Source organism: Pseudomonas sp. TMB3-21, assembly GCF_054898145.1.
Window position 1 is genome coordinate 408155 of sequence record NZ_CM142718.1, and the last position, 21590, is coordinate 429744.

Consider the following 21590-nt stretch of genomic DNA (forward strand, 5'->3'; position numbering starts at 1 on the left):
CACAATTTTTTCACCAAACCCAACCACCGGCTAAGCTTCAAACAAGTCCGATCAATCTGCGTGAATGGATCAATCGACTATGGGCGCTTTGTGGCAAACCGATTCGAGTAAAATTGTGGTTCCGACTGAACGAGTGGATGAAGCGCCTTTACCTGAAAAACCTGGTCGTTCCCGGCACGGCTGGGGCGCGTTCTGGTTGTTGCTGGTGATTATCGCGATTGTCGTGGGGCTGGCGGCTGCCAAGGAAATGCGTACCGCGCAGTTTCAATCCCGGGAAATCAGCAAGTTCGCCGCCACCCTGACCTACGACATGCAACCCGGCCCCAGCGACGCCATTCGATACCCCGGCGCCGGGCCTTTCGATTTGCGTCTGGGTTACAGCTCGATGGACGAATTCCTGCCGCGCCTGCTCAAGCGCGACTACGTGATTGCGGCACAGACACGCTTCTCGAAAGGCCTGATGGACTACAACGACAACGGTTTTTTCGTGCCCTACGCCGAGAAGATCCAGGCCGGCCTGTCAATCACCGATTGCCGAGCGGCGCCGCTGTATCAGTTTCACTACCCGCAGCAGCTTTATTCAGACTTCAATTCGATCCCGCCAGTCGTTGTAAAAAGCCTGTTGTTCATCGAGAACCGTTTCCTGCTCGACCCCAGGCAACCCCAGGCCAACCCTGCAGTAGACTGGCCGCGATTCGGCATGGCGGCGTGGTCGCAAGTGGCCAAGCTGCTGCATTTGCCCGGCCAGTCCGCCGGTGGCAGCACCCTGGCGACGCAACTGGAAAAATATCGGCACTCCCCGGACGGCCTCACCGTGTCAGGCGCAGAGAAACTGCGGCAGATGTTCTCCGCCACCGTCCGCGCTTATCAGGCCGGGCCGGACACGCTTGTGGCGCGGCAGAATGTCGTGCGCGATTACCTCAACAGCGTGCCGTTGTCCGCCGTGCCCGGCCACGGTGAAGTGCATGGCATGGCCGAAGGTTTACGCGTCTGGTACGGCGCCGATTTCAACAAGGCCAATGAACGTCTGGCCAGCCCGCAGACAGATGCGAAAACCATGGCAGACAAAGGTCTGGCCCTGCGAGAAATGCTCTCGCTGATGATCGCCCAGCGCCGCCCTTCCCACTACCTGACCAAAGGCCGAGATGAACTGGCCAGCCTGACCGACAGCCACATTCGCCTGCTCGCGCAAAACGGTATCATCGACGCGCCTCTCGCCGCCGCGTCATTGGCCAGCAAAGTGACCTATCGCGACTGGGCGACTCAGCCGACCATCCAGCCGATCGAAACCAACAAGGGCATCAGCGTCGCGCGCAGTCGTCTGGCCGGATTGCTCAATCGCCCGCTGTACGACCTCGACCGTCTCGACCTCTCGGCCACCAGTACCTTGCAAGGCGAACTGCAAACCCAGGCCACCGATTACCTCAAGCAACTGGCCGACCCGGCGTTCGCGACGCAGATCGGTCTGATGGGCGAACGCTTGCTGACCCCAACCAGCACGGCTCAGGTGCGTTACAGCTTCACGCTGTTCGAGCGCACCCCGGACGGCGCGCGCGTGCGGGTGCAAACCGACAGCACCGATCAGCCGTTCGACATAAACGAAGGCAGCAAACTGGAACTGGGCTCTACCGCGAAAATGCGCGTGATGACCACCTACCTGCAAATCATCGCCGAGCTGCATGAAAAGTACGCCGGGATGACCGTCCCCGAATTGAAAAAAGTCGACGTCCCGGATCAGGACCGCCTCAGCCGCTGGGCCGTGGATTACCTGATTCAGAACAAGGATCGCAATCTGCAACCCATGCTCGGTGCCGCACTCGATCGCAAATACTCGGCGAGCCCCGGTGAAGCCTTTTTCACCGGCGGCGGGCTGCACACCTTCGTCAACTTTCGCAAGGAAGACAACGGTCGCTTGCCGACCCTGCGCGATTCCCTGCGCGAGTCGATCAACCTGCCGTTCATTCGGCTGATGCGCGACATTGTTCGCTACACCACCTACTCCGGGCCCAGCAACAGTGCCGAGCTGCTCAAGGATGATCGCGACCCGCGACGCCAGGAATACCTCGCTTCGTTCGCCGACCGCGAAGGCACCTCGTTCCTGCTCAAATTCTGGAAAAAGTACAAAACCAAGGACACCCAGGCGCGGCTCGAAACCTTCCTCGACGGCATGCGGCCGACACCGATTCGCCTCGCTGCAGTGCATCGCTATTTACTGCCTCAGGCCAGCCAGGAAAGCTTCAATACCTTCGTGCGCTCGCACCTCAAGGGCGCCAAGCTCAGCGAAAAACTCACGGATGAACGCCTCGAACGGCTCTATGAAAATTACCGTCCAGGCGCCTACGACCTGCCCGATCAAGGCTTCATCGCCAAGGTTCACCCGCTGGACCTGTGGCTGATCGGCTACCTGCTGAACAACCCCGACGCCAAGTTCAGCCAGGTGGTCAAAGCCAGCCGTTTCGAACGTCAGGAAGTCTACAGCTGGCTGTTCAAAAGCCGGCACAAAGGCGCTCGCGACAGCCGCATCCGCACCATGCTCGAGATCGAAGCATTCCTCGACATCCATCAACGCTGGCAGAAAGTCGGCTACCCGTTCGATCACCTGGTCCCGTCATTGGCCACCGCCATTGGCAGTTCGGGTGATCGCCCGGCAGCCCTCGCGGAACTGATCGGCACCATTCTGAATGACGGCGTGCGCATGCCGACCTTGCGCATCGACACCCTGCACTTCGCGGCAAATACCCCCTATGAAACCCGCCTTGTGAACGACCCGGATGTCGGCAAACGGGTGATGCCATCCGAAGTCGCCACGGCCATGCGCGAAGCTCTGTCGCAGGTGGTTGATGCCGGCACTGCGAAGCGCGTGTCGGGCAGTTTCATCACCCCCGATGGCCACCCTTTGGCCATGGGTGGCAAGACCGGTACCGGCGACAACCGTATCGAAGCCGTGGGCTCGGGTGGCCGGATCCTCAGTTCGAAATCGATCAACCGCACGGCAACGTTCGTGTTCTTCATTGGCGATACCCACTTCGGCACCATGACCGCGTTCGTGCCCGGTCGCTCCGCAGAAACCTTCAAATTTACCTCGGCATTGCCGGTACAGGTACTCAAGGGCATGGCGCCGATTCTGACCCCATATCTGCAACCGGGCAGCACCACACAATGCCACCCGGTAGAACGTACATCGCTGGCAACAGCCAAATCCATATAGCGCTGCAGAAGTTTCCTGCAGCAGGTGGTATTTAGTTATTTTTCCGATTCGAATATCCAAAGGTTTAACCGGCAAAAACACCGATTCAGCGATGATATTCAGGCTTTTGTTTTGAACCCCTACAGGTAGGCTGATCATTCTTAAATCAATCAAGGATGATGATCATGTCTGCCCCCTCCACGCCTGCCGAAGATGCCGATAAAGGCCGGCACTACGCGTTCATCAAGGACACCCTCAGCGACCCGTTCAAAAACGCCTCCGTTCGCCGAGGCCAATCTCTGGCGGCCGCTAAACTGAAGATTGAACCGTGGTACGCAACTGCCGCCGATGCTCACCACGACAAACTCAAAGCAGCCAACCTCAAGGCCTGGACTTCACAGAATCAGGTCGACGAACACCTCAAAGACCTGCAAGACGTTCATTCGTTTGCCGCACCTCTGCTGCAGAAAAAACTCAAGGATGAATACGGCGTCGAAGATGACGTAAAGACCACTTACCTGCGCCTGTACATGCCCAAGGAATTGCCCTGGTATGCGCGTGAGAACTTGCCGGGTTTCTCGTCCCGAACTGTTTCGCTTCTGGACGCGGCACTGCACAACTTCGCGAAGAGCGAACAGGCGCATGCCAACTCGCAATACATCACCCACCCCGACGAGCGCCAGCACTTCGACGTCGTGCCGATCAAAGACAAAATGAGCATCCAGCAATTCCAGACACTTTGCCGTGAACTGGATATCGGCGCGCTGTACAAACAGCACCTCGACAGCCATTTGTTATCCGACGAACCGGTGGTCAAAGCCGTACTGGAACAGAAAGTCGTCACCAGCCAGAAAGACGCGCTCGCGGTCGCCGCGCAACTGGCGTTGACCACCGGCAATCTCCAGTACGACGCCTACAAATTGATACTCGCGCTGATCGAAGGCAAACCTGAGCTGCTGCTGAATGGAAAGACAATGGGCTGCGGCGGCCTGTCCATGATGGCTACCGAGTTGACCGGCATCATGCTGGTTGCGCCGATGAAACTGGACGCCAAAGGCATCGGCAGAATTATCGTGTATGTGCCGCATGATCCGGATCACCCGTTGAAGGAGTACGAGTCGCCGAATGCGTTCATGACGGAACTGGCGCGGCAGTTGCGCGAGGACAAAGTCGGCGCATCGACCCAGCAAAGTTATCGGCAGTTCTTCAGTCAGTTCGTCGACCATCAGCAGCGCGGGCATTTTTTCGCGGAGCTGGAAAGTCGTCTTTTCGAGACAAAACACCATACAAAAGATGATCCCACCGATCAGCGTCCAACCTGGCGCAAGGAACCCCGTACCAACCCTCACCTGCAATTCGAGCGATTGTCGGTGCCTGTGGATTACTGGAAGCACGCCTACCAGCAACAACTTAACAAGATCCTCAACGATGCACGCGTCATCGCCGTGTCCACCGCGGATACCGACACCAAGGAGCGCTGGGCCTGGTGGGACAATTTCAAGAAAATCGTCTCGGATATCTTCAACGTCGCCCTGTTGGTCGCAACACCGTTCGTGCCCGGACTGGGTGAGCTGATGATGGCTTACACCGTTTACCAACTGACCAGCGATGTGATCGAAGGCCTCGTCGATCTGGCTGAAGGCCTGGGTCAGCAAGCGGCCGAGCATGTGTTCAGCGTGGTCACGGATGTCATTCAACTGGTGGCGTTCAAAGCGGGCACCGACATTGGCGAGCTGTTTCGACTGAAAGTGTCGCAGCTGGTCGAGGGCATGAAGCCGGTTAAACTGGCCGATGGCAGAAAGACGCTGTGGCATCCCGACCTCGAACCTTACCAACAAAAAAATCTCACCCTGGCGACGGATGCCAGACCCGATGAACAGGGCCTGCACCGACACGCTGACCAGAACATTTTGCGTCTGGAAGGCAAACTTTACGCCGTCGAAAAAGCGTCGAAACAGCCGACCTCGCGCACCCATCGGGTCAAGCACCCTTCCCGCCCCAACGCCTACTGGCCCAAGGTCGAACACAACGGTAGCGGGGCCTGGGTGCACGAAGCGGAGAACCCGGCGAACTGGGAAGGCGCAACGTTGATGCAACGCCTCGGCCACAGCGTTGATCGTTTCGAGACCATTGAGCTTGAACATATCCGTATAAGCAGCGGTACGCAGGAGGATGCGCTGCGCCGCATGTACGTTGAGAATGCGCCGACCCCGCCCCTGCTTGCCGACACGATCAAGCGTTTCAGGGCCTATGACGAGGTCAAACTGGCGAGTGCAAATATCCGCACCGGGCGAGCGATAGACGCGACATCGGTCTGGTTTGAACCGATATTGACCGGGCTCCCCGGCTGGCCTGCCGAACGGGCGGTGAAAGTCTATGAAAAGGCTGATTTGACGGGATCTTCGCGCACTTACGGCAATGCCAATGCAACGGCGGCTGACACGCTGAGCATAAGCATTGCCGACATCACGTCTGGCCAATTACCTGACCGCACCGTGGCCTTTTTGAACGACGCCGAACTGGCGACCTTGCTCGGTCGCGATGCACCCGCCGCAGAACGCGTCCAGCTTTTACGCAATTTGCTCGCGGACACCGTCGAAGAGCGACAGGGCGAAATATCCCTTCGCATTTATCAGGCAACAGAGCGTTCAGACAAAGCGCAAGTGCATTTGCTGAAACAGACATTCCCGGACATACCCCTCGCGCTCACTGAAAAAGTCCTGAGCAACGCCAAGTCTGACGAACTTAAAATAATGAACGATGAAAATCGCCTGCCGTTACGGATGAAGACCCAGGCAAGAGAACTGGATTTCGAAGCGGGCGCCGCTCGGGCCTACGACGGTTTTTATCGAGATCAAAGCGTGGTTCCGGACACAGAGCGGCTGGCGCTCAAAACGCTGAGACTCTACACCGACACGTTCGCTGACCTGCGCATTGAAACGCGTGACGGCACCCATGACGGCACGCTGCGCTGCGGAGTCGGCGCGGAGAACGCCTCGACGGTTCGGCGGCTGATCAGGAATGAACATGGCCTGTACGAAGTGCTCGATGGCGACAACAAGCAGCTGCATAAGGCCGGCGATTTTTATGAAGCGATTCTGCGCAGCCTGCCCGAAGAGAAACGTGCGCAACTGGGCTATCAACACGGTCAAGGCAGCCTGCTCAAACTGTGGATCATGGAACTCAGCGCGCCTGCGGGCGAACGGCGGACATTGCTGGCAGAACCACCCGTTCGCCCTGCGGCCAGCATTGAAACCCTCACTTTGTTACGCGGCCCGATGTTATCCAAGGCACCGAAGACCCCGGAAGGCAGGATTCGAAACCTGTATCCGCAGCTGAGTGATGTGGAGGTGGAACGCTTTGTCGAAGCCCTGCGCGCCAAAGGCGATCTGGAGCAAGGCATCAAAGTGCTGGAGGAAGAACTCGACGGCTTGCGAGCAACGCTGAATGCCTGGGAGGAGAACCAGTTTCCCGATGGAGATTCGGACGACTCCAGCGCTCTCGACGACCGATTCGATTTCCTGCAAAACGGTGGAAGCTTCATCAAAGAGCGACTCCTTGATTGCTTCCAGCGCAAAAGTCAGGGATTCGAAGGGGGCGACAATCACCCCGATGGTGGCTACACGCTGAACCTGTCTTCGGACTTGCTGGGGCCAGACCTCGACAGGTGGTGGGAGGATCTGCGGGACTATCCTGCGATGGAAAAATACCTCGATCAAATCAGCACACTGCATCTGGATAACGCTCGTTTCACGCCGGATACCGAAGGCCTGTTGAGCGACTTCGCGAACCTGCGCAAGTTGTCGATCGTCAGCAGCGGGCTGACCGAGGTGCCGCCCGGCATCGGCAAAATGCACGCGCTGGAATCGCTGAGCCTGACCGACAACAACATTCGCCTGACGGCTGACTCCGCTGACCCGTGGAAGGACTTGAGCCGGTTGAAAACCCTGAGACTGGACGGCAATCCACTGAGCCATCCCCCGGATGTCAGCGCGTTGCCCAATCTGACCGTACTGCGCCTGGCCAATACCGGTCTCGAAGACTGGCCGGCCGGCCTGGTCAGCGACAGTGCTGGAGCGAAACGTCGCCCTCGTGATTTTTATCTCGATCTGCGCGACTGTCCGATTAAAAACCTGCCCGAGGTGACTGCGGGTTCCGATCAGGCCTTCATTGTGGCTCGCGCTCGTATGAGCACGACCGCGTTGTCGGCAGCCGACAAGATTCGTTTCGGCGACTATCGCGAGTCCGTCGGTTTGGCCCGTGAGCAGGTCTTCCTTCCGGCAGCGGCAGACGAGATCCGTCACTGGCCGCAGGCTCCGGATGATCAGCGGTCGGTGTTCAGTCCCTCGGCAAAATACACCCTGGACCGGGAAGAATTTTGGCAGGATTTGATGGCGGAACCCGGTTCGGGTGATTTTTTCAAAGTCATTCGCCAACAGCGGCAAACCGCGGATTTTCAGAACGCCGAAGCGCGCCGCCAACTGACCAGCCGCGTCTGGCAAATGATCGAGGCCGCCGCCCTGGACACCGAGTTGCGCCAGGAACTGTTCGAACGGGCCAGAGAACCACAGACCTGCGCGGACGCCGGCGCGCAACGGTTCAATAACATGGGCTTGAGGGTCTTGGTGGCGCGGGCTCCGATAGAATCAGCCAATGCGGTTCAACTGGAAAGCACGCTGGTCAAACTTGCACGTGGCGCGGCGCGTCTGGAAATTGTGGGGGACATTGCCAGGGAGGAGATTATCAGCCAGAGGAAAGCTCACCAGGCCGATCCGTTGAAAAACCCACCCGATGACATCGTTGTGCACCTGGCTTTCGAGACGGGACTTGGCGAGCGGCTGGATTTGCCGTGGCATTCCGACAGGCAACTGTACCGACCACGATCGGGGGTCACCGATGCCAAGATCGACACCGCTTTCGAGACAGTGATCGATCGTGAAAAAGGTGATGGACTGGCCAACAGAATGCTCGGCCTGGTTGAAGTTCCGTTTTGGGACCACTACCTGCGCACCATCTACCCAGCGGAATTTGCCGAAAACTATCGCGTTTTTGAGCAGAAGCTGGAGTGGCTTGAAGACTTGCGTGATGCTCAGAAAGAGTGGGCCACAACCAAAAACGTCAAGGACCTGGGCCCGCTCAAACGCAAGATGGAAGACCTGGCCGGCAAATTGAATGTTGCACAAAGCGAAGTGTTCAGCGGCGAAGAAATGAGCAAAGAGAACTACGACCATAGGGTATCGGAACTGGGTTATCAGCGCGATGACCTGGCTCGAAGGCTGACGCGTGAAGCGTTAGCGAGAGCCGGCCTGTAATCGAAGCGACCCTGAAGACTGGCCGGGTGGGCAGTCTTCAGGGCGTACTGGTCACATGGGCGAGCACTCAAGCCCCCGGTGCCTTTGCATTGAACACCAACAGCACGTTGCCGCTGTAATCCCCCGGTTGATAGCCATGGATTGGTTTTAACGGCGTAATCTCGAGCCACACGCGCTTGCCGACCGTCGCGTCCTCCGCCGACACCACTTCCCGTGCAGGCATGCCCCCGATCAGCGTCACCCCATTGAAGCGCACCCAAAGTTCAATGATGCCGGCAGGCTTGCCATTGGACAAATAAGGGGATGTCTCCATGCGCGCTTCGATCGCACTGGTATCGTGCCGAACGTCGAAGCTTTTCCGAAGGCTACCCAGGGTCGATGTAGGATAATCCCACTCGAGTTGCTGAGCCTGGTGAATCCAGCCAGGCTCTGTCGGCAACAGATAAAAGGAGCGATTGGGAACAGTCAGGGACACTTCGAAGGTGTGTTCTTCGCGGGCGGCCCAGACCATTGCGCCCGTCAATAAAGTGATAGCCATCATGGCGACGATGGCGCATTGCTTGATCATGTTTACTACCCACCGCGTCAATGGAAATCTCGCTTATCGGCTCACGACTTTCAGGTCTTTTTTCTGCTCGCCTTCAATCAGTTTGAAACGGTATTCGCGTCCTTTGTCCTTATCAAAGCCAAACGTCTTGCCCGCCATGACGTGGTGTTTGAGGGTCGCACCGCAATCGGTCTCGTCAGTCAATGAGCAGTTTTTGAACTCGTCAATGACGATGACCGTGTTGCCGTTATTGCGCAGCTCGTAACGGCTGTCGGATTCATTGATGGCTGTCTCGAAACGAGCGTCCTTGGGTCGTACGAAAAAGATCGTGCCGAAACCGGTCATCACGTTGACCCCGGCCGACAGGTTCTTTTTGTAGTCCTCGCGTTCATCAACGGAAACCGCAAACTCATCTTCCTTTTCCGGCACCACAGGCACAAAACGCACGCGAAAGTAGCGTTCCCGATCTCGCGCGCCCATGTACAGCAGCCGTGTACCCTGCATGCCCTGAGCCGGCACGATCAACCGGGCAGGGCTGGCCATCAGGCCGTTGCGCGACACACCGTTGGCGGCAGCGACAACCGGGATTTCCTGCGACTTACCGTCGCTGTCATAGACGATTTCCAGCACATTGACCTTGACGAACGCGGTGCTGTCGCCACTGTTGAATACTCGCTTCAAGTAGGTACTTTTATCGGCATCCAGATAGTCGTACACCGTGCCGACATTGATTTGCGGTCCGGCTTGAACCGGAACGCCAGACATGCACAACAGCACTAGTAAAAACAGACGGTTCATCGTCCTCAACCCCAATGAAAAATGAAAATGGACGGCCCCGGAGCTCATGCTTCCGAGTCCCAGATAATGGTGATATCGCCGTAGAACGTGTCACTGAATCCAGGCACCAAAAGCTTGTCGATAACGTCCTTGGGCATCTCGAAAATCACCGCGCCTTCTTGTCTGTCCACGTACTGGGAAGGCCAATAATTGAACCAGGCGTGGATCGCCAACGGCTGTTCATAGTCGTCTGGCAAGCCGAACCCGGGTGGCATTCTGATTTTGACGCCGACCTGAGTGACGTTCCCGCTCGGGCTGCGTAAATTGCAACGACTGCTGCTGGAGGACTCGCAGAGCATGCTGACTTTGAAGGGTGTCGACGCTGAAATGTAGAACGGCGCTGCCCGATAAATCCTGTCAGGTTTGCGTCCGCCTTCGATCCACGGCTGCCATCCACCTGCAGGCTCAAGCACCACTCTGTTGCCGCCGGGTGGCAGCTCGACCTTGAGGGTGTGCTGAACTTCAAGGACGAAGTCCAGGGTCAGGCTGCTGTCACTGGGCACCAATACCGGTCCCAGATCGATGTCACCGCCATGCGCGACGCTGTAGGTCAACGAGCCTTTGTAAAGGCCGTTTCTCATGCCCAACGGATTGGGCGTGCGCAATTCATACGCGAAGTCGAGGTTCTCGAAAGAGATGCCCGGAATGGTCACGTAGTTCCGCTTGCCGCAATGTGCGTGCTGCGGCGTCTTCCAGAAAAACCGGTACGTATTGGCGCTAAAAGCCCCCATTCCACTGTACTGACAAGGGGCAGGCGCGTAATTCCAGCTGCTGCCGATCCATAGTTTCTGGTGGCCTTCGCGATCATTCGCCGCGCCTGTCAGACTGACAGCGGAATCACTCAGTACATATGTGGAGCCGACGCCGACAAAACGCACCTCGACGGTTTCGGTTTTCAGCGTCTCGACATTGGTCACCGTCAGCGATTTCCAGCTGACCGGCACCAATATCAAAACACCGGCGCCCAGATTGAGTGGCCGACTGGACGTAAAGCTAAGCGGCAACTGGATACTGAACATACCGTTGCTGGCACACTCGCCGGGATAATCTGCGCAGTACCCGCTGTTGGGGGTCTGGTTCACAAACACGTTCTTGTTCGGTTGCGCCGGGTCCGGCCGGAACAGTGCGCGGATTTCCTGGTTGACCGCGTGCGCCGGGGGTGCGATCAACACCGCCAACAGACCCAGCCAGCACATGTACTTCTTCATGGTTAACCCGCCTTCTGGTCGGTAAAGGTGACGTCGGCCAAAGTGTCCGGTGTGCACCGCAGATCACCGATCATCAGTACATTGTTTTCAAGGCGATGGCGGCTAGCCTCCAGACGGAACTGGCAGAGCAACTGATTGCCTTGGCGCACCTCGAGCGTCGGCGAGCCCGCGTTCATTTCCATCGAGAAGAACCCGTCGACTTCGGTAACGCCGCGGCTGGCGTGATTGATTACGTGATGCCCTTTGAGCGGTCGGCCGTGCTCATCGACCAGCCGCCCGAGCACGGTCAGGGTTTTCATCACGCGGATCTTGCGGTACTCCACACCGCCCTTGTTCAGGTGATAGCGGGTCCGTGCCGGCTCGATGGTGGCCGCCGGCACGTTATTGCCTTGAAAGTCGAAACTCACCGAACTGTTCTGGTAGGCGGTGATGGGAATGAAGTTGCGCCCCGGCTTGAGCGCCGCACTGCCGCCGCTGTAGTCGTCGGCGCGCAGAGCGATGTCATCGATGTCCGACTCCACGTCGACGATCATCCCGGCGCCGCGCATTTCATGCTGACTGGTCAGCAGCATCTGCTGACCGCCCAGGACCAGCGTGCTGTCCAGGTTGAGGCCGCCGCTGAAGTTACCGTTGTACGAGGAACGCTGAACGAAACCATCGCCATTGATGGCATCGGTGCGGAAATTAGCCAGGCTCGACACACCGATCCCGTACGTATCAGTCAATCCAGTGACCGAGACGTTTTGCAGCACATGATCTTTGAAGTCCTGACGCCAGCCGAGGGAAGCATTGTTATCGCGGCCACCGTCTCGGGCCGTACGAGAGCCGATGCTGCCGGTGATCTGCTGACCCGGCGCGCCGAGTGCCAGATTGATGCTCAGGTCGACCCCGCGGTTGCGCGCATTACCACTGCTGTAACTGCCCGGCCGGTCGAACAACGACAGCCGCCAGTTTCCATTGCTGCCGAACAGGGTAGTGCGCTGGTTCCACCCGAGGTCGAGCGCCACACCCTCGACGTTGCCTTCACTGTGCGACACCCGGGCGGTGATCGAATTCTTGTTGCTGATCCTGTGATTGAGCGCCAGCGATGAGTTGCTGGTCTTGCCGATATACACATTGCGTTGCCGCACCCGCGTCCCGTCCGGCAATGTTTCATAGAGATTGGTGGTGTCCAGCCAGCTGCGGTTGTGGCTGATAACCAGGCTGCCGGAGCCGTAGTTATAGAGGCTCTGCAGGTCCAGGCCGGTGCCGTGGTCCTGAGTCTGGTAGGCATTGGCGTACAGGCTGAGTTGATTGGCGAGCGTCCAGTCGATGGACGTGCCGTACTGCAGTGTTTCGCGAACCTGACGTGCCGACAGCCCGAGAATGACCCGCGGATGCATCAGGTAATTGACCGCGGCGCCTGCGGTCAGGCTGCCGCTGGCCTGCTGGTCCCAGTTGCTCCAGAGTTTGCTTTCTTCTCCGGCAAACACGTTGTAGCGCCAGCGCTCGTCGAGGTTGCGCCAATTGGCGGGTTTGTACACCAGCTCTTGGGTGGTAGAGGTGATCTGACCGTCCTCCACCAAACGCACTTCCACCTCGTAAATGCCACCGGGCAGCGGTCGGGTGTCCAGCGTTTGCAAACCGGCGGGCACCGATTGGGTATTGATCAGCAGGCCGTCGCGGTAAATCTCCACCGAGCCTTGGCGATTGGCCGTGACATAGATCGGATAGACGCTCGGCATCGGAGTGTTGATAGCCAAACTGTCCGAGCTGCCATACATGACGCCGACGGCGGTGTCGGGGCTGGAACCAAACGCGCGGGGTTGGCGTGTCAGCCCTTCGGAATTGGGGGTGAAATAGCCCAGACGGAAGAAACTGCCTTGCAGTTCGCGCTGGGTGTAAAGCTCATGTACTGCATGATAGAGCTGCGTATCCGGGCCGCCGAGGCGGGCCATTTGCATGTTGAATGTCTGGCTCCAGTTGCCGAGGCTGGCGCTGGCTTCCAGGCCATAGCGTCCGCCGAGATCCTGGTCCTGGCCACCGTTGAGGTTGAGCTGGTTGCGCACCATCAGGCCACTGCTGCCACCCTCGGGCTGCTCGAAGTAACGTTTGGCTTGGACATCGCGCTCGGCATTTTCCGTGAGGATCGAGACCAGCGAATTCTCCAGGTTGTAATGCACGGCCAGGACCTGGTCCGGACACGATCCAGTGCAGCTGCCCAGCAGCACGCCCGGTTTGAGGAAACTCGCCCATTTTTCTCGCTCGGCAGGGCCAAAACGGTTTTCGCTGGTGTCGGTAAATTCGAGCAGGGTGATGCGATCATCGCGCGATAACACCACCATGGCCTCCCCCAGCGGCTGTTGATCGAGTTCTACCCGAACAGCCAGAGGCACATCAAAAAAATGCTCCTCGAAATCCGCCGGCAGACCTTTGGCCTGGGCCAGCAGACTTCGCGGTGTCGTACCCGCGGAAGAAGCGGGAGCCGCCGCGGCACTGGCACAAAACAGCAGCGCAAGCGCCGCCGCGATGGGTGTCATCGGGAACATGAAGTCTTACTCTTGGGTCGAACACGTGAAGTCCGGTGGGGCAAACAACTCTCTGCCCCACCGGTGATCGCTAACTGGACCGTCAGCGCTTAGTGCGCAATTGCTCGATCAAGGCCCGACTGGCAGCACGGCATCGAAGGTCATGGCCACGGTGCCGGTGTAATCACCCGGATTGAATGTGGTACCTACGGCACTGATCTTAAATGGCGCGCGATAGTTGGTATTGGATTCCTCTTCGCCCACGATCTGTTGCGGAGTGAGCGAGAGTTCGACGCCATTCATTTCAACTTTGAGTGGGATAACCGAGGCACCCGCATACAGTTTTGGCATATAAGCCAGGCTGCTATGTACTGAGCCGTTGCTGTTATGAAGGTCGAAGAAACTGTTAATTGTCTTCATTGAGTTGGTCGACTCTACATAGCTCATGTCCTGATCCTTGGTCACAAGGTCAGGATCGACAGGCAGCACGTAGAAGCTTTTGGAGGGCACATGAGCAACAATGCTGATGGAGTGAGCAGCTTCGCCAGCGGCGAACACCGCAGACGAACCCAGCGCCAGGACGGCCAGAGGGGCAGCGATTGCGAATTTCTTGAACATCGTTGAGTACCTGTTTTCTTTAAAGGGTCGGTTCATTGAAAATACAAATAACGCCTGATGACAGGTCGTTTTATTTGCACTTTCAACGCCGGGACATGATCAAGTGTTCGCTCTGGAAAGTAAGCAGGCAACTTCCGATGAGTGCGTAGTTCAATGACCTCCAGGCAATACGGAAAAAAGTGCAAATAATCAAACTGGCAAACTATGCCTGTAAGTTGCGCCTTACATACAGTTTTTATAAAAAAACCATACAGTCAAAGCGACTTTTAAAACCGGGCACTTGGGAGAATTTAGAATATATACTCAACTAATATTAGTGTGATAGCTCTAATTCCAGAGCTGAAAAAAGTCAGACCCAAATACCCCGGAATCACCTGGATCACTCGTAACCCACTCGTCCGATCAGCCAGGTCAAAGACAAAAAACGCCTTGATCTCTTCGCAAGATATATCTTAAGTTGTATCTAAACACGACAAGAGAGAGAAAAAATGAGAGACCCCCATTCCCCCCACCGCGATCACGGCGATAGCCGAGACGCCTTCGAAAAGCGTCAAGGCAGAGAGCGCGGCGGCCGCGGCCCCCGTGTATTCGCCCCCGGTGATCTGAAATTGTTGCTGTTGGCGCTGATCGCCGAGCAGCCCTGCCACGGCTATGACCTGATCCGCCAGATTGAAAGCATGTTCGACGGCGCCTACAGCCCCAGCCCCGGCGTGATCTATCCCACCCTGACCTTTCTGGAAGAAAGCGAAATGATCCAGGGCGACGCCGACGGAGGCAAAAAACGTTACAGCGTGACCGATGCCGGTCGTCTTTCCTTGAGTGAGCAAGCGATTGCGCTGGACGGCGTGCGCATGCGGATTGACGTCAGCAAGCGTTCATTGCGCGGCCATGATCGCCCCGCCGAAATTCACGAAGCGGTGCACAACCTGCGGCATGCCTTGCAGATGCACCACGGTCGCTGGAGCCCGGACGAAATCCTGCGGGTCCGCGATTTGCTCAACAACACCGCCAGAGCCATCGTCGACGGTCCGGCGGTGCAACCTGTTCAGGAGAAAGCCGAATGACCGAAATGATCGAGCACACCATCCACCGCGTGATGCATGAAATCAAACGCCGTCGCCTGGAAGTGCTGCGCGTGGTCGACCTGACGCCACGCATGCGCCGCATCACGCTGGGCGGCCCTGAGCTGGCGGGCTTCGTCAGTCTCGGCACCGACGATCACTTAAAATTGCTGTTCCCGCAGAACGCGGCGGAACAGGCCGCTCTGGAAACGCTGGTGCTCGGCGCGGGTAAAGACGACGGGCCGAAGCCAGCGATGCGCGACTACACGCCACGCCGCTATGATTTGGACACGCTGGAGCTGGACATCGACTTTGTGTTGCACGGCGATGGCCCTGCCTCGACCTGGGCTGAGCAGGCCAGACCCGGGCAGTTTCTGCACATCGGCGGGCCACGGGGCTCGATGGTCGTGCCGGATATCTTCGACAGTTATCTGCTGATTGGCGACGAAACGGCCCTGCCCGCCATCGCAAGACGACTGGAAGGCCTGGCGGCCAACCGGCGGGCGCTGGTGATTGTCGAAGTGGAGAACGGCAAGGAACAGCAGGTGCTGCACAGTGCTGCTGAAGTCGATGTGATCTGGGTGCTGCGTGAGGGCGGCAAGGATCACCTGCTGACCACCGTGCGCCAAGTGCAGATCCCCAGTGGCAATCTGTACGCGTGGGTGGCGACCGAGAGTAAAGTGTCGCGGCAGATCCGGCGGGTGTTGCTCGATGAGCACGGGCTGGATGAGCAATTTGTCAAAGCGGCCGGCTATTGGCGGCTGGATGACAGTGACGAGGAGTGAGCCACGCCCGCACCGACGGTGAAGTTCGAATTGCGCAAACATTTGGGCTTTATGTGGCGAGGGAGCTTGCTCCCGCTGGGCTGCGGAGCAGTCCTGAACCCTTTAGCGCCGCTTCGCAGCGCAGCGGGAGCAAGCTCCCTCGCCACAATGAAGCAACTCTACTGGCGCCGATTCCCGCGCCATCTATCCACGCCGATCACCAACAATGCAATCAGCACAAACCCCACCAGCAAGCCGAGCGCATTGATAAACACCTGTGGATAACCCAGCTTGTCGACATCAATGAACGGGTACGGATAAACCGCCAGCTCATGCCCGCGCACCAGCGAATAGGCGAAATACACCAGCGGATAAATCGCCCACAGCGCGATATGCCGGATGCGCAAAAGGCCTTTGTGCACGCACCACCACCAATAGCCCAGAAACAGCAGCGGCGTGACAACGTGCATCAATTCATCGGCCAGCCGCTGCCAGCCTTCCGGTTGCCATAAATGCCGCAGCAACACGTTATAGCCGAGGCCGACCACTGCGATACTGACGGCGATGCCACTGCTGACCGAAGGCTGCAAGAACCAGCGTCGCGCAGCTGATTGACGGGCCGTGAGTTCAAAGCTCAGTACCGTCGCCACCAGGGTGTTGCTCAGTACGGTGAAATAGCTGAAAAAACTCATCAGCCCACCGAGCAGACTCGCCTCGATACTCCAACGCGAATACAGAATCAGATACAGCTGAATGATCAATCCTGCCCAGGCGAGAAAGGCCGCCACGGCGACAAAACGACTACGCGCCGCCGACTGAATGAGCATGCTCAGACCGGTCGCTTGGTGCGCATCAACTTCACGTACAGGCGCTCGACCTTTTCCCGTGCCCACGGGGTTTTGCGCAAAAAGGTCAGGCTCGACTTGATGCTCGGGTCGCTCTTGAAGCAGCGGATATCGATGCGCTCGGCCAGCCCCGACCATTCGTAATGTTCAACCAGGGCGTTGAGAATCTGCTCAAGCGTCACGCCGTGCAGCGGGTTGTCATGGTGTTCGGTCATGCCGGGCCTTCAAGCGTTGTGGGGATTGGAAGCCGCGCACCTTAGCCGAGGGCTTCGTTGGGGGGAAGTGATCTGTAGTGCTGTTGTAAATGTAGGTGAGCTTGAAAAGATCGCAGCCTTCGGCAGCTCCTACGCTGGAAAGCGTTTTTCTGTAGGAGCTGCCGAAGGCTGCGATCTTTTCGCGGCGATGAAATGGCCTCCGCCGGCAAGTCGGGTCGCCGCATCGCTCGCGCCTCAGATATCGATCCCCCTCCGCACTGTTACCGAATCTGAAAGTATCCATCTCGGCAAAAGGGCTTTCGCTATTTGTAACAGAACATTATCCTTGCGCCCGTCAAGCTGAAACGCTTCTTCTGCCCGCGACAAAGCGCCGCTCCAGTTCATCTCCCATAAAAGATCAAGAATTAATTTCCCTATGCCTTATTTTCCATTTTCGCGAGACAGCGCTGTCCGCACGACTGTTGCCAGTCGAAACACTTTCAACCTGATCGGCGGGCTCGCCGCGTTGGGTTGCTCCGCCTGCGCACAGGCGGCCCCCGCGTTCGACAGCGACTCGCCATGGATGCTGGGTGACTGGAACGGCACGCGCAGCGAACTCTCGGAAAAAGGCTACGACTTCAAACTCGATTACACCGGCGAAATGGGCAGTAATCTGCACGGTGGCTACGACCACGATCGTACGGCGCGCTATAGCGACCAGTTCGGCTTGGGTACGCACCTGGACCTGCAGAAGATTCTCGGCTGGGACGATGCCGAGTTTCAGCTGACGATCACCGAGCGCAGCGGCAACAACATCAGCAATGACCGCATCAACGACCCGCGCGTCGGTGGCTTCACGTCGGCCCAGGAAGTCTGGGGTCGCGGGCAGACCTGGCGACTGACGCAGATGTGGTATCAGCAGAAATTCTTCGATCAGAAACTCGACATCAAGATCGGCCGCTTCGGCGAAGGCGAAGACTTCAACAGCTTCCCGTGCGACTTCCAGAACCTGGCGTTTTGCGGCTCGCAGGTCGGCAACTGGGTCGGTGGCATCTGGTACAACTGGCCGGTCAGCCAGTGGGCAATGCGCGTCAAATATCACCTGACGCCAGAGTTGTATGCGCAGGTCGGTGTGTATGAGCAAAACCCTTCCAACCTTGATCGCAACAACGGGTTCAAGCTCAGCGGCAGCGGCACTCAGGGCGCGATTCTGCCGGTCGAACTGGTCTGGTCGCCCAAGTTCAACGGCCTGCCGGGCGAATACCGCGCCGGTTATTACTACAGCAATGCGAAAGCCACGGATGCCTACAAAGACAGCAATGGTCAGCCCGCCGCGCTCAGTGGCGAGGCTTATCGCAGTGCATCGAGCAAGCACGGCATGTGGCTCGGCGTGCAGCAACAACTGACCAGCCGCGCCAGCGATAACTCGCGGGGCTTGAGCGTGTTCGCCAACGCGACGATGCACGACAAGAAGACCAACGCCATCGACAACTACGTGCAGGCCGGGGTGGTTTACAAAGGCCTGTTCGATGCTCGTGCCAAGGACGACATCGGTTTCGCCATGGCTCGCGTGCACGTCAACCCGGCATTCCGTAAAAACGCAGAAGCGACCAATCAGGCGCGCGCGGTGTACGACTACGATGACCCGAGCTTCCTGCCGCCGCAGGACACCGAATACAGCGCTGAACTTTATTACGGCGTGCACGTGACGAACTGGCTGACCGTGCGCCCGAACCTGCAATACATCCGCCACCCTGGTGGCGTGGACAAGGTCGATGACGCGCTGATTGGCGGGATCAAAATCCAGTCGTCGTTCTGACCGCCGGGCCCGTAGGAGCAAAGCTTGCTCGCGATGGCGGTGTGTCAGTCGACAACGACTGTGAATGACTAAACGCCTTCGCGAGCAAGCTTTGCTCCCACAGGCCAGCGGTGTTCCAGGCCGTTGGCAGGGACCGCGGACAGTTTCACTTTTTTTATCTGAACCATGCCCGCACAGGATCGTCATCTACAGTGAACCTTTGCGGGAACACTTAAAACGTCACGGAGAACCACACTATGAGCACTGATGGTGCTTTGAGTCGAAGCCGTCTATTGCCGACATTGCTCGGCATTTTGCTTCTGCTAATGGGCCTGGCCATGCTGGCCGGGGGAATCAAGCTGAGCATGCTTGGCGGCTCGTTGTACTACCTGCTGGCCGGTATCGGCCTGACGCTGACCGGTGCGCTGCTGATCGCCGCGCGCCGAGCTGCGCTGGGCCTGTACGCCATTGTGCTGTTCGCCAGTACGGTGTGGGCATTGTGGGAAGTCGGCCTCGACTGGTGGCAACTGGTGCCGCGTCTGGCGTTGTTGTTTGCGCTGGGCCTCGTCATGTTGTTGCCGTGGTTCCGCCGTCCGCTGTTGCGCAGCGGCGAAGCGAAAATGGGCACCGCCGCACTGAGCGTGGCCGTGGTACTGGCCGGCGTTACCGCGTTGGCCAGCCAGTTCACCAACCCGGGCGAAATCAAGGGCCAACTGGACCGCGACAGCGTGCCGGGCATGACCAACACCGCCCCGCCCATGGCGGACGGTGACTGGAATTCCTACGGCCGCAGCGCCCACGGTGATCGTTACTCGCCACTGGCGCAGATCACCCCGCAGAACGCCCACAAGCTGGTGGAAGCCTGGAGCTATCGCACCGGCGACATCCCTGGGCCGAACGATCCGGGCGAAACCACTGCCGAAAACACCCCGCTGAAAGTCAACGGCATGCTCTACGTGTGCACGCCGCACAGCCAGGTGATTGCACTGGACCCGGACACCGGCAAGGAAATCTGGCGTTTCGATCCGAAGCTCTCCACGCAGAACGCGGCGAACTTCAAGGGATGGGCGCACATGACCTGCCGTGGCGTGTCGTACCACGATGACGCCGTCTACGCCTCCGAGCAAAGCCCGACCGGCACCGCCAGCCCGGCCCCGGCCGCCAACGCTTGCCCGCGTCGCATCTTCCTGCCCACCGCCGACACTCGCCTGATCGCTCTGAACGCCGACACCGGCAAGATGTGCGAAGACTTCGGCAACGGTGGCCAGGTTGACCTGAGCGCCAACATCGGCGGCTTCAATGCCGGTGGTTACTACTCCACCTCGCCACCGGCCGTCACCAAAGACCTGGTCGTGATCGGCGGTCACGTCACCGACAACGTCTCCATCGACGAGCCAAGCGGCGTGATCCGCGCGTTCGACGTGCACACTGGCCAACTGGTGTGGAACTGGGACAGCGGCAAGCCGGACGACACGGCGCCAATTGCCGAAGGCGAGGTTTACACCCGCAATTCGCCGAACATGTGGTCCATGTTCGCCGTCGACGAAAAACTCGGCATGCTCTACCTGCCGATGGGCAACCAGACTCCGGACCAGTTCGGCGGTGCGCGCACCCCTGAATCGGAACTGCATGCCGCCGGCCTGACCGCCCTCGACATCGGTACCGGCAAAGTGCGCTGGCACATGCAGTTCACCCACCATGACCTGTGGGACATGGACGTCGGTGGCCAGCCAACCCTGATGGACCTGAAAACCGCTGACGGCGTGAAGCCAGCGGTGCTCGCGTCCACCAAGCAAGGCAGCATCTACGTGCTGGACCGCAGCAACGGTCAGCCGATCGTGCCGATTCAGGAAGTGCCGGTGCCACAAGGCGCGGTCGAAGGCGACCACACCTCGCCTACGCAACCGAAATCCGATCTGCACCTGATGCCGCCACCGTTGCAGGAACGCGACATGTGGGGCGTGACCCCGTTCGATCAACTGATCTGCCGGATCGACTTCAAATCCATGCGCTACGACGGCCCGTTCACGCCGCCATCGCTGCAGGGTTCGATCGTCTACCCAGGCAACTTCGGTGTGTTCGACTGGGGCGGCATCTCGGTTGACCCGGTGCGCCAGCTCGCTTTCGTGAACCCGAGCTACATGGCGTTCAAATCGAAAATGATCCCGGCCGCCGAAATCGCCGCCCAAGGTCCGCGTAAAAGTGAAACCGAAGGCGTGCAGCCAAACAAAGGCGCGCCGTACGGCGTCGTCCTCGAAGCCCTGCTCTCGCCAATGGGCCTGCCGTGCCAGGCACCTGCCTGGGGTTACGTAGCCGCCATCGACCTGACCACGTCGAAAGTCCTGTGGAAACACAAGAACGGCACCGTGCGTGACAGCTCGCCAGTCCCGATCCCGCTGAGCATGGGCGTGCCAAGCCTGGGCGGCCCGATCATGACCGCCAGCGGCGTTGGCTTCCTCAGCGGCACCCTCGACCAGTACCTGCGCGCCTACGACATGAAAAACGGCAAGCAACTCTGGGAGGGCCGCCTGCCGGCCGGCGCGCAAACCACGCCAATGACCTACACCGGCAAGGACGGCAAGCAATACGTGCTCGTCATGGCTGGCGGTCATGGTTCGCTGGGCACCAAGCAAGGTGACTATGTGATTGCGTACAAACTGTCGGAGTAAGTTTTAGCGGCAGATATTGAAATGGGCGACTCCTGTGAAGGGG

General features: G+C 58.5%; 13 protein-coding genes. 6 read left to right on the forward strand and 7 right to left on the reverse strand.

Annotated features, from left to right (window positions below; genetic code table 11):
• Nucleotides 1-79 precede the first annotated feature (79 nt).
• Both ACYZTS_RS02045 and ACYZTS_RS02050 read left to right on the forward strand, forming a co-directional pair.
• Nucleotides 80-3208, forward strand: a complete 3129-nt coding sequence (locus ACYZTS_RS02045) for a transglycosylase domain-containing protein (RefSeq protein ID WP_461993658.1) — start codon at nucleotides 80-82, stop codon at nucleotides 3206-3208.
• A gap of 164 nt (nucleotides 3209-3372) precedes the next feature.
• On the forward strand, nucleotides 3373-8499 hold the full coding sequence (locus ACYZTS_RS02050) for an NEL-type E3 ubiquitin ligase domain-containing protein (protein WP_461993660.1): 5127 nt from the start codon (nucleotides 3373-3375) through the stop codon (nucleotides 8497-8499).
• 67 nt (nucleotides 8500-8566) lie between these two features.
• Here the strand turns inward: ACYZTS_RS02050 and ACYZTS_RS02055 are convergent, their stop codons facing one another.
• The 5 genes from ACYZTS_RS02055 to ACYZTS_RS02075 all read right to left on the reverse strand — a co-directional run bounded on the left by ACYZTS_RS02055 (nucleotide 8567) and on the right by ACYZTS_RS02075 (nucleotide 14216).
• Nucleotides 8567-9067: a CS1 type fimbrial major subunit gene (locus tag ACYZTS_RS02055; protein WP_461993662.1), complete on the reverse strand. Its 501-nt coding sequence runs from the start codon at nucleotides 9065-9067 to the stop codon at nucleotides 8567-8569.
• A gap of 33 nt (nucleotides 9068-9100) precedes the next feature.
• Entirely contained in the window at nucleotides 9101-9844 is a 744-nt protein-coding gene (locus ACYZTS_RS02060) for a molecular chaperone (protein ID WP_461993664.1), read from the reverse strand.
• Nucleotides 9845-9888: 44 nt separating this feature from the next.
• Nucleotides 9889-11091, reverse strand: a complete 1203-nt coding sequence (locus ACYZTS_RS02065; RefSeq protein ID WP_461993666.1) for a hypothetical protein — start codon at nucleotides 11089-11091, stop codon at nucleotides 9889-9891.
• A 2-nt stretch (nucleotides 11092-11093) separates the two neighbouring features.
• Complete coding sequence (locus ACYZTS_RS02070) at nucleotides 11094-13619, reverse strand: CS1-pili formation C-terminal domain-containing protein (RefSeq protein ID WP_461993668.1); 2526 nt, start codon at nucleotides 13617-13619, stop codon at nucleotides 11094-11096.
• Nucleotides 13620-13727: 108 nt separating this feature from the next.
• A complete protein-coding gene (locus ACYZTS_RS02075) occupies nucleotides 13728-14216 on the reverse strand; it encodes a CS1 type fimbrial major subunit (RefSeq protein WP_028620869.1) in 489 nt (162 codons plus the stop codon).
• A gap of 488 nt (nucleotides 14217-14704) precedes the next feature.
• On the opposite strand from ACYZTS_RS02075, the gene ACYZTS_RS02080 reads away from it, so the two are divergent.
• Together ACYZTS_RS02080 and ACYZTS_RS02085 are read left to right on the forward strand one after the other, a co-directional pair.
• Entirely contained in the window at nucleotides 14705-15280 is a 576-nt protein-coding gene (locus tag ACYZTS_RS02080; protein ID WP_461993670.1) for a PadR family transcriptional regulator, read from the forward strand.
• The gene (locus ACYZTS_RS02085; RefSeq protein WP_461993672.1) at nucleotides 15277-16062 is read left to right on the forward strand and encodes a siderophore-interacting protein; all 786 of its coding nucleotides are present in this window, start codon (nucleotides 15277-15279) and stop codon (nucleotides 16060-16062) included. Before ACYZTS_RS02080 ends, ACYZTS_RS02085 begins: the two co-directional genes overlap by 4 nt.
• 158 nt (nucleotides 16063-16220) lie before the next feature.
• On the opposite strand, the gene ACYZTS_RS02090 is transcribed toward ACYZTS_RS02085, so the two are convergent.
• Nucleotides 16221-16868 (reverse strand): Pr6Pr family membrane protein, encoded by a 648-nt coding sequence (locus ACYZTS_RS02090; RefSeq protein ID WP_028624624.1) that lies wholly within the window; start codon nucleotides 16866-16868, stop codon nucleotides 16221-16223.
• A gap of 2 nt (nucleotides 16869-16870) precedes the next feature.
• The gene (locus tag ACYZTS_RS02095) at nucleotides 16871-17101 is read right to left on the reverse strand and encodes a VF530 family protein (protein ID WP_461993674.1); all 231 of its coding nucleotides are present in this window, start codon (nucleotides 17099-17101) and stop codon (nucleotides 16871-16873) included.
• 415 nt (nucleotides 17102-17516) lie between these two features.
• On the opposite strand from ACYZTS_RS02095, the gene ACYZTS_RS02100 reads away from it, so the two are divergent.
• Together ACYZTS_RS02100 and ACYZTS_RS02105 are read left to right on the forward strand one after the other, a co-directional pair.
• Complete coding sequence (locus ACYZTS_RS02100) at nucleotides 17517-18899, forward strand: carbohydrate porin (RefSeq protein WP_461993676.1); 1383 nt, start codon at nucleotides 17517-17519, stop codon at nucleotides 18897-18899.
• 236 nt (nucleotides 18900-19135) lie between these two features.
• On the forward strand, nucleotides 19136-21547 hold the full coding sequence (locus ACYZTS_RS02105; RefSeq protein WP_461993678.1) for a glucose/quinate/shikimate family membrane-bound PQQ-dependent dehydrogenase: 2412 nt from the start codon (nucleotides 19136-19138) through the stop codon (nucleotides 21545-21547).
• Nucleotides 21548-21590 lie beyond the last annotated feature (43 nt).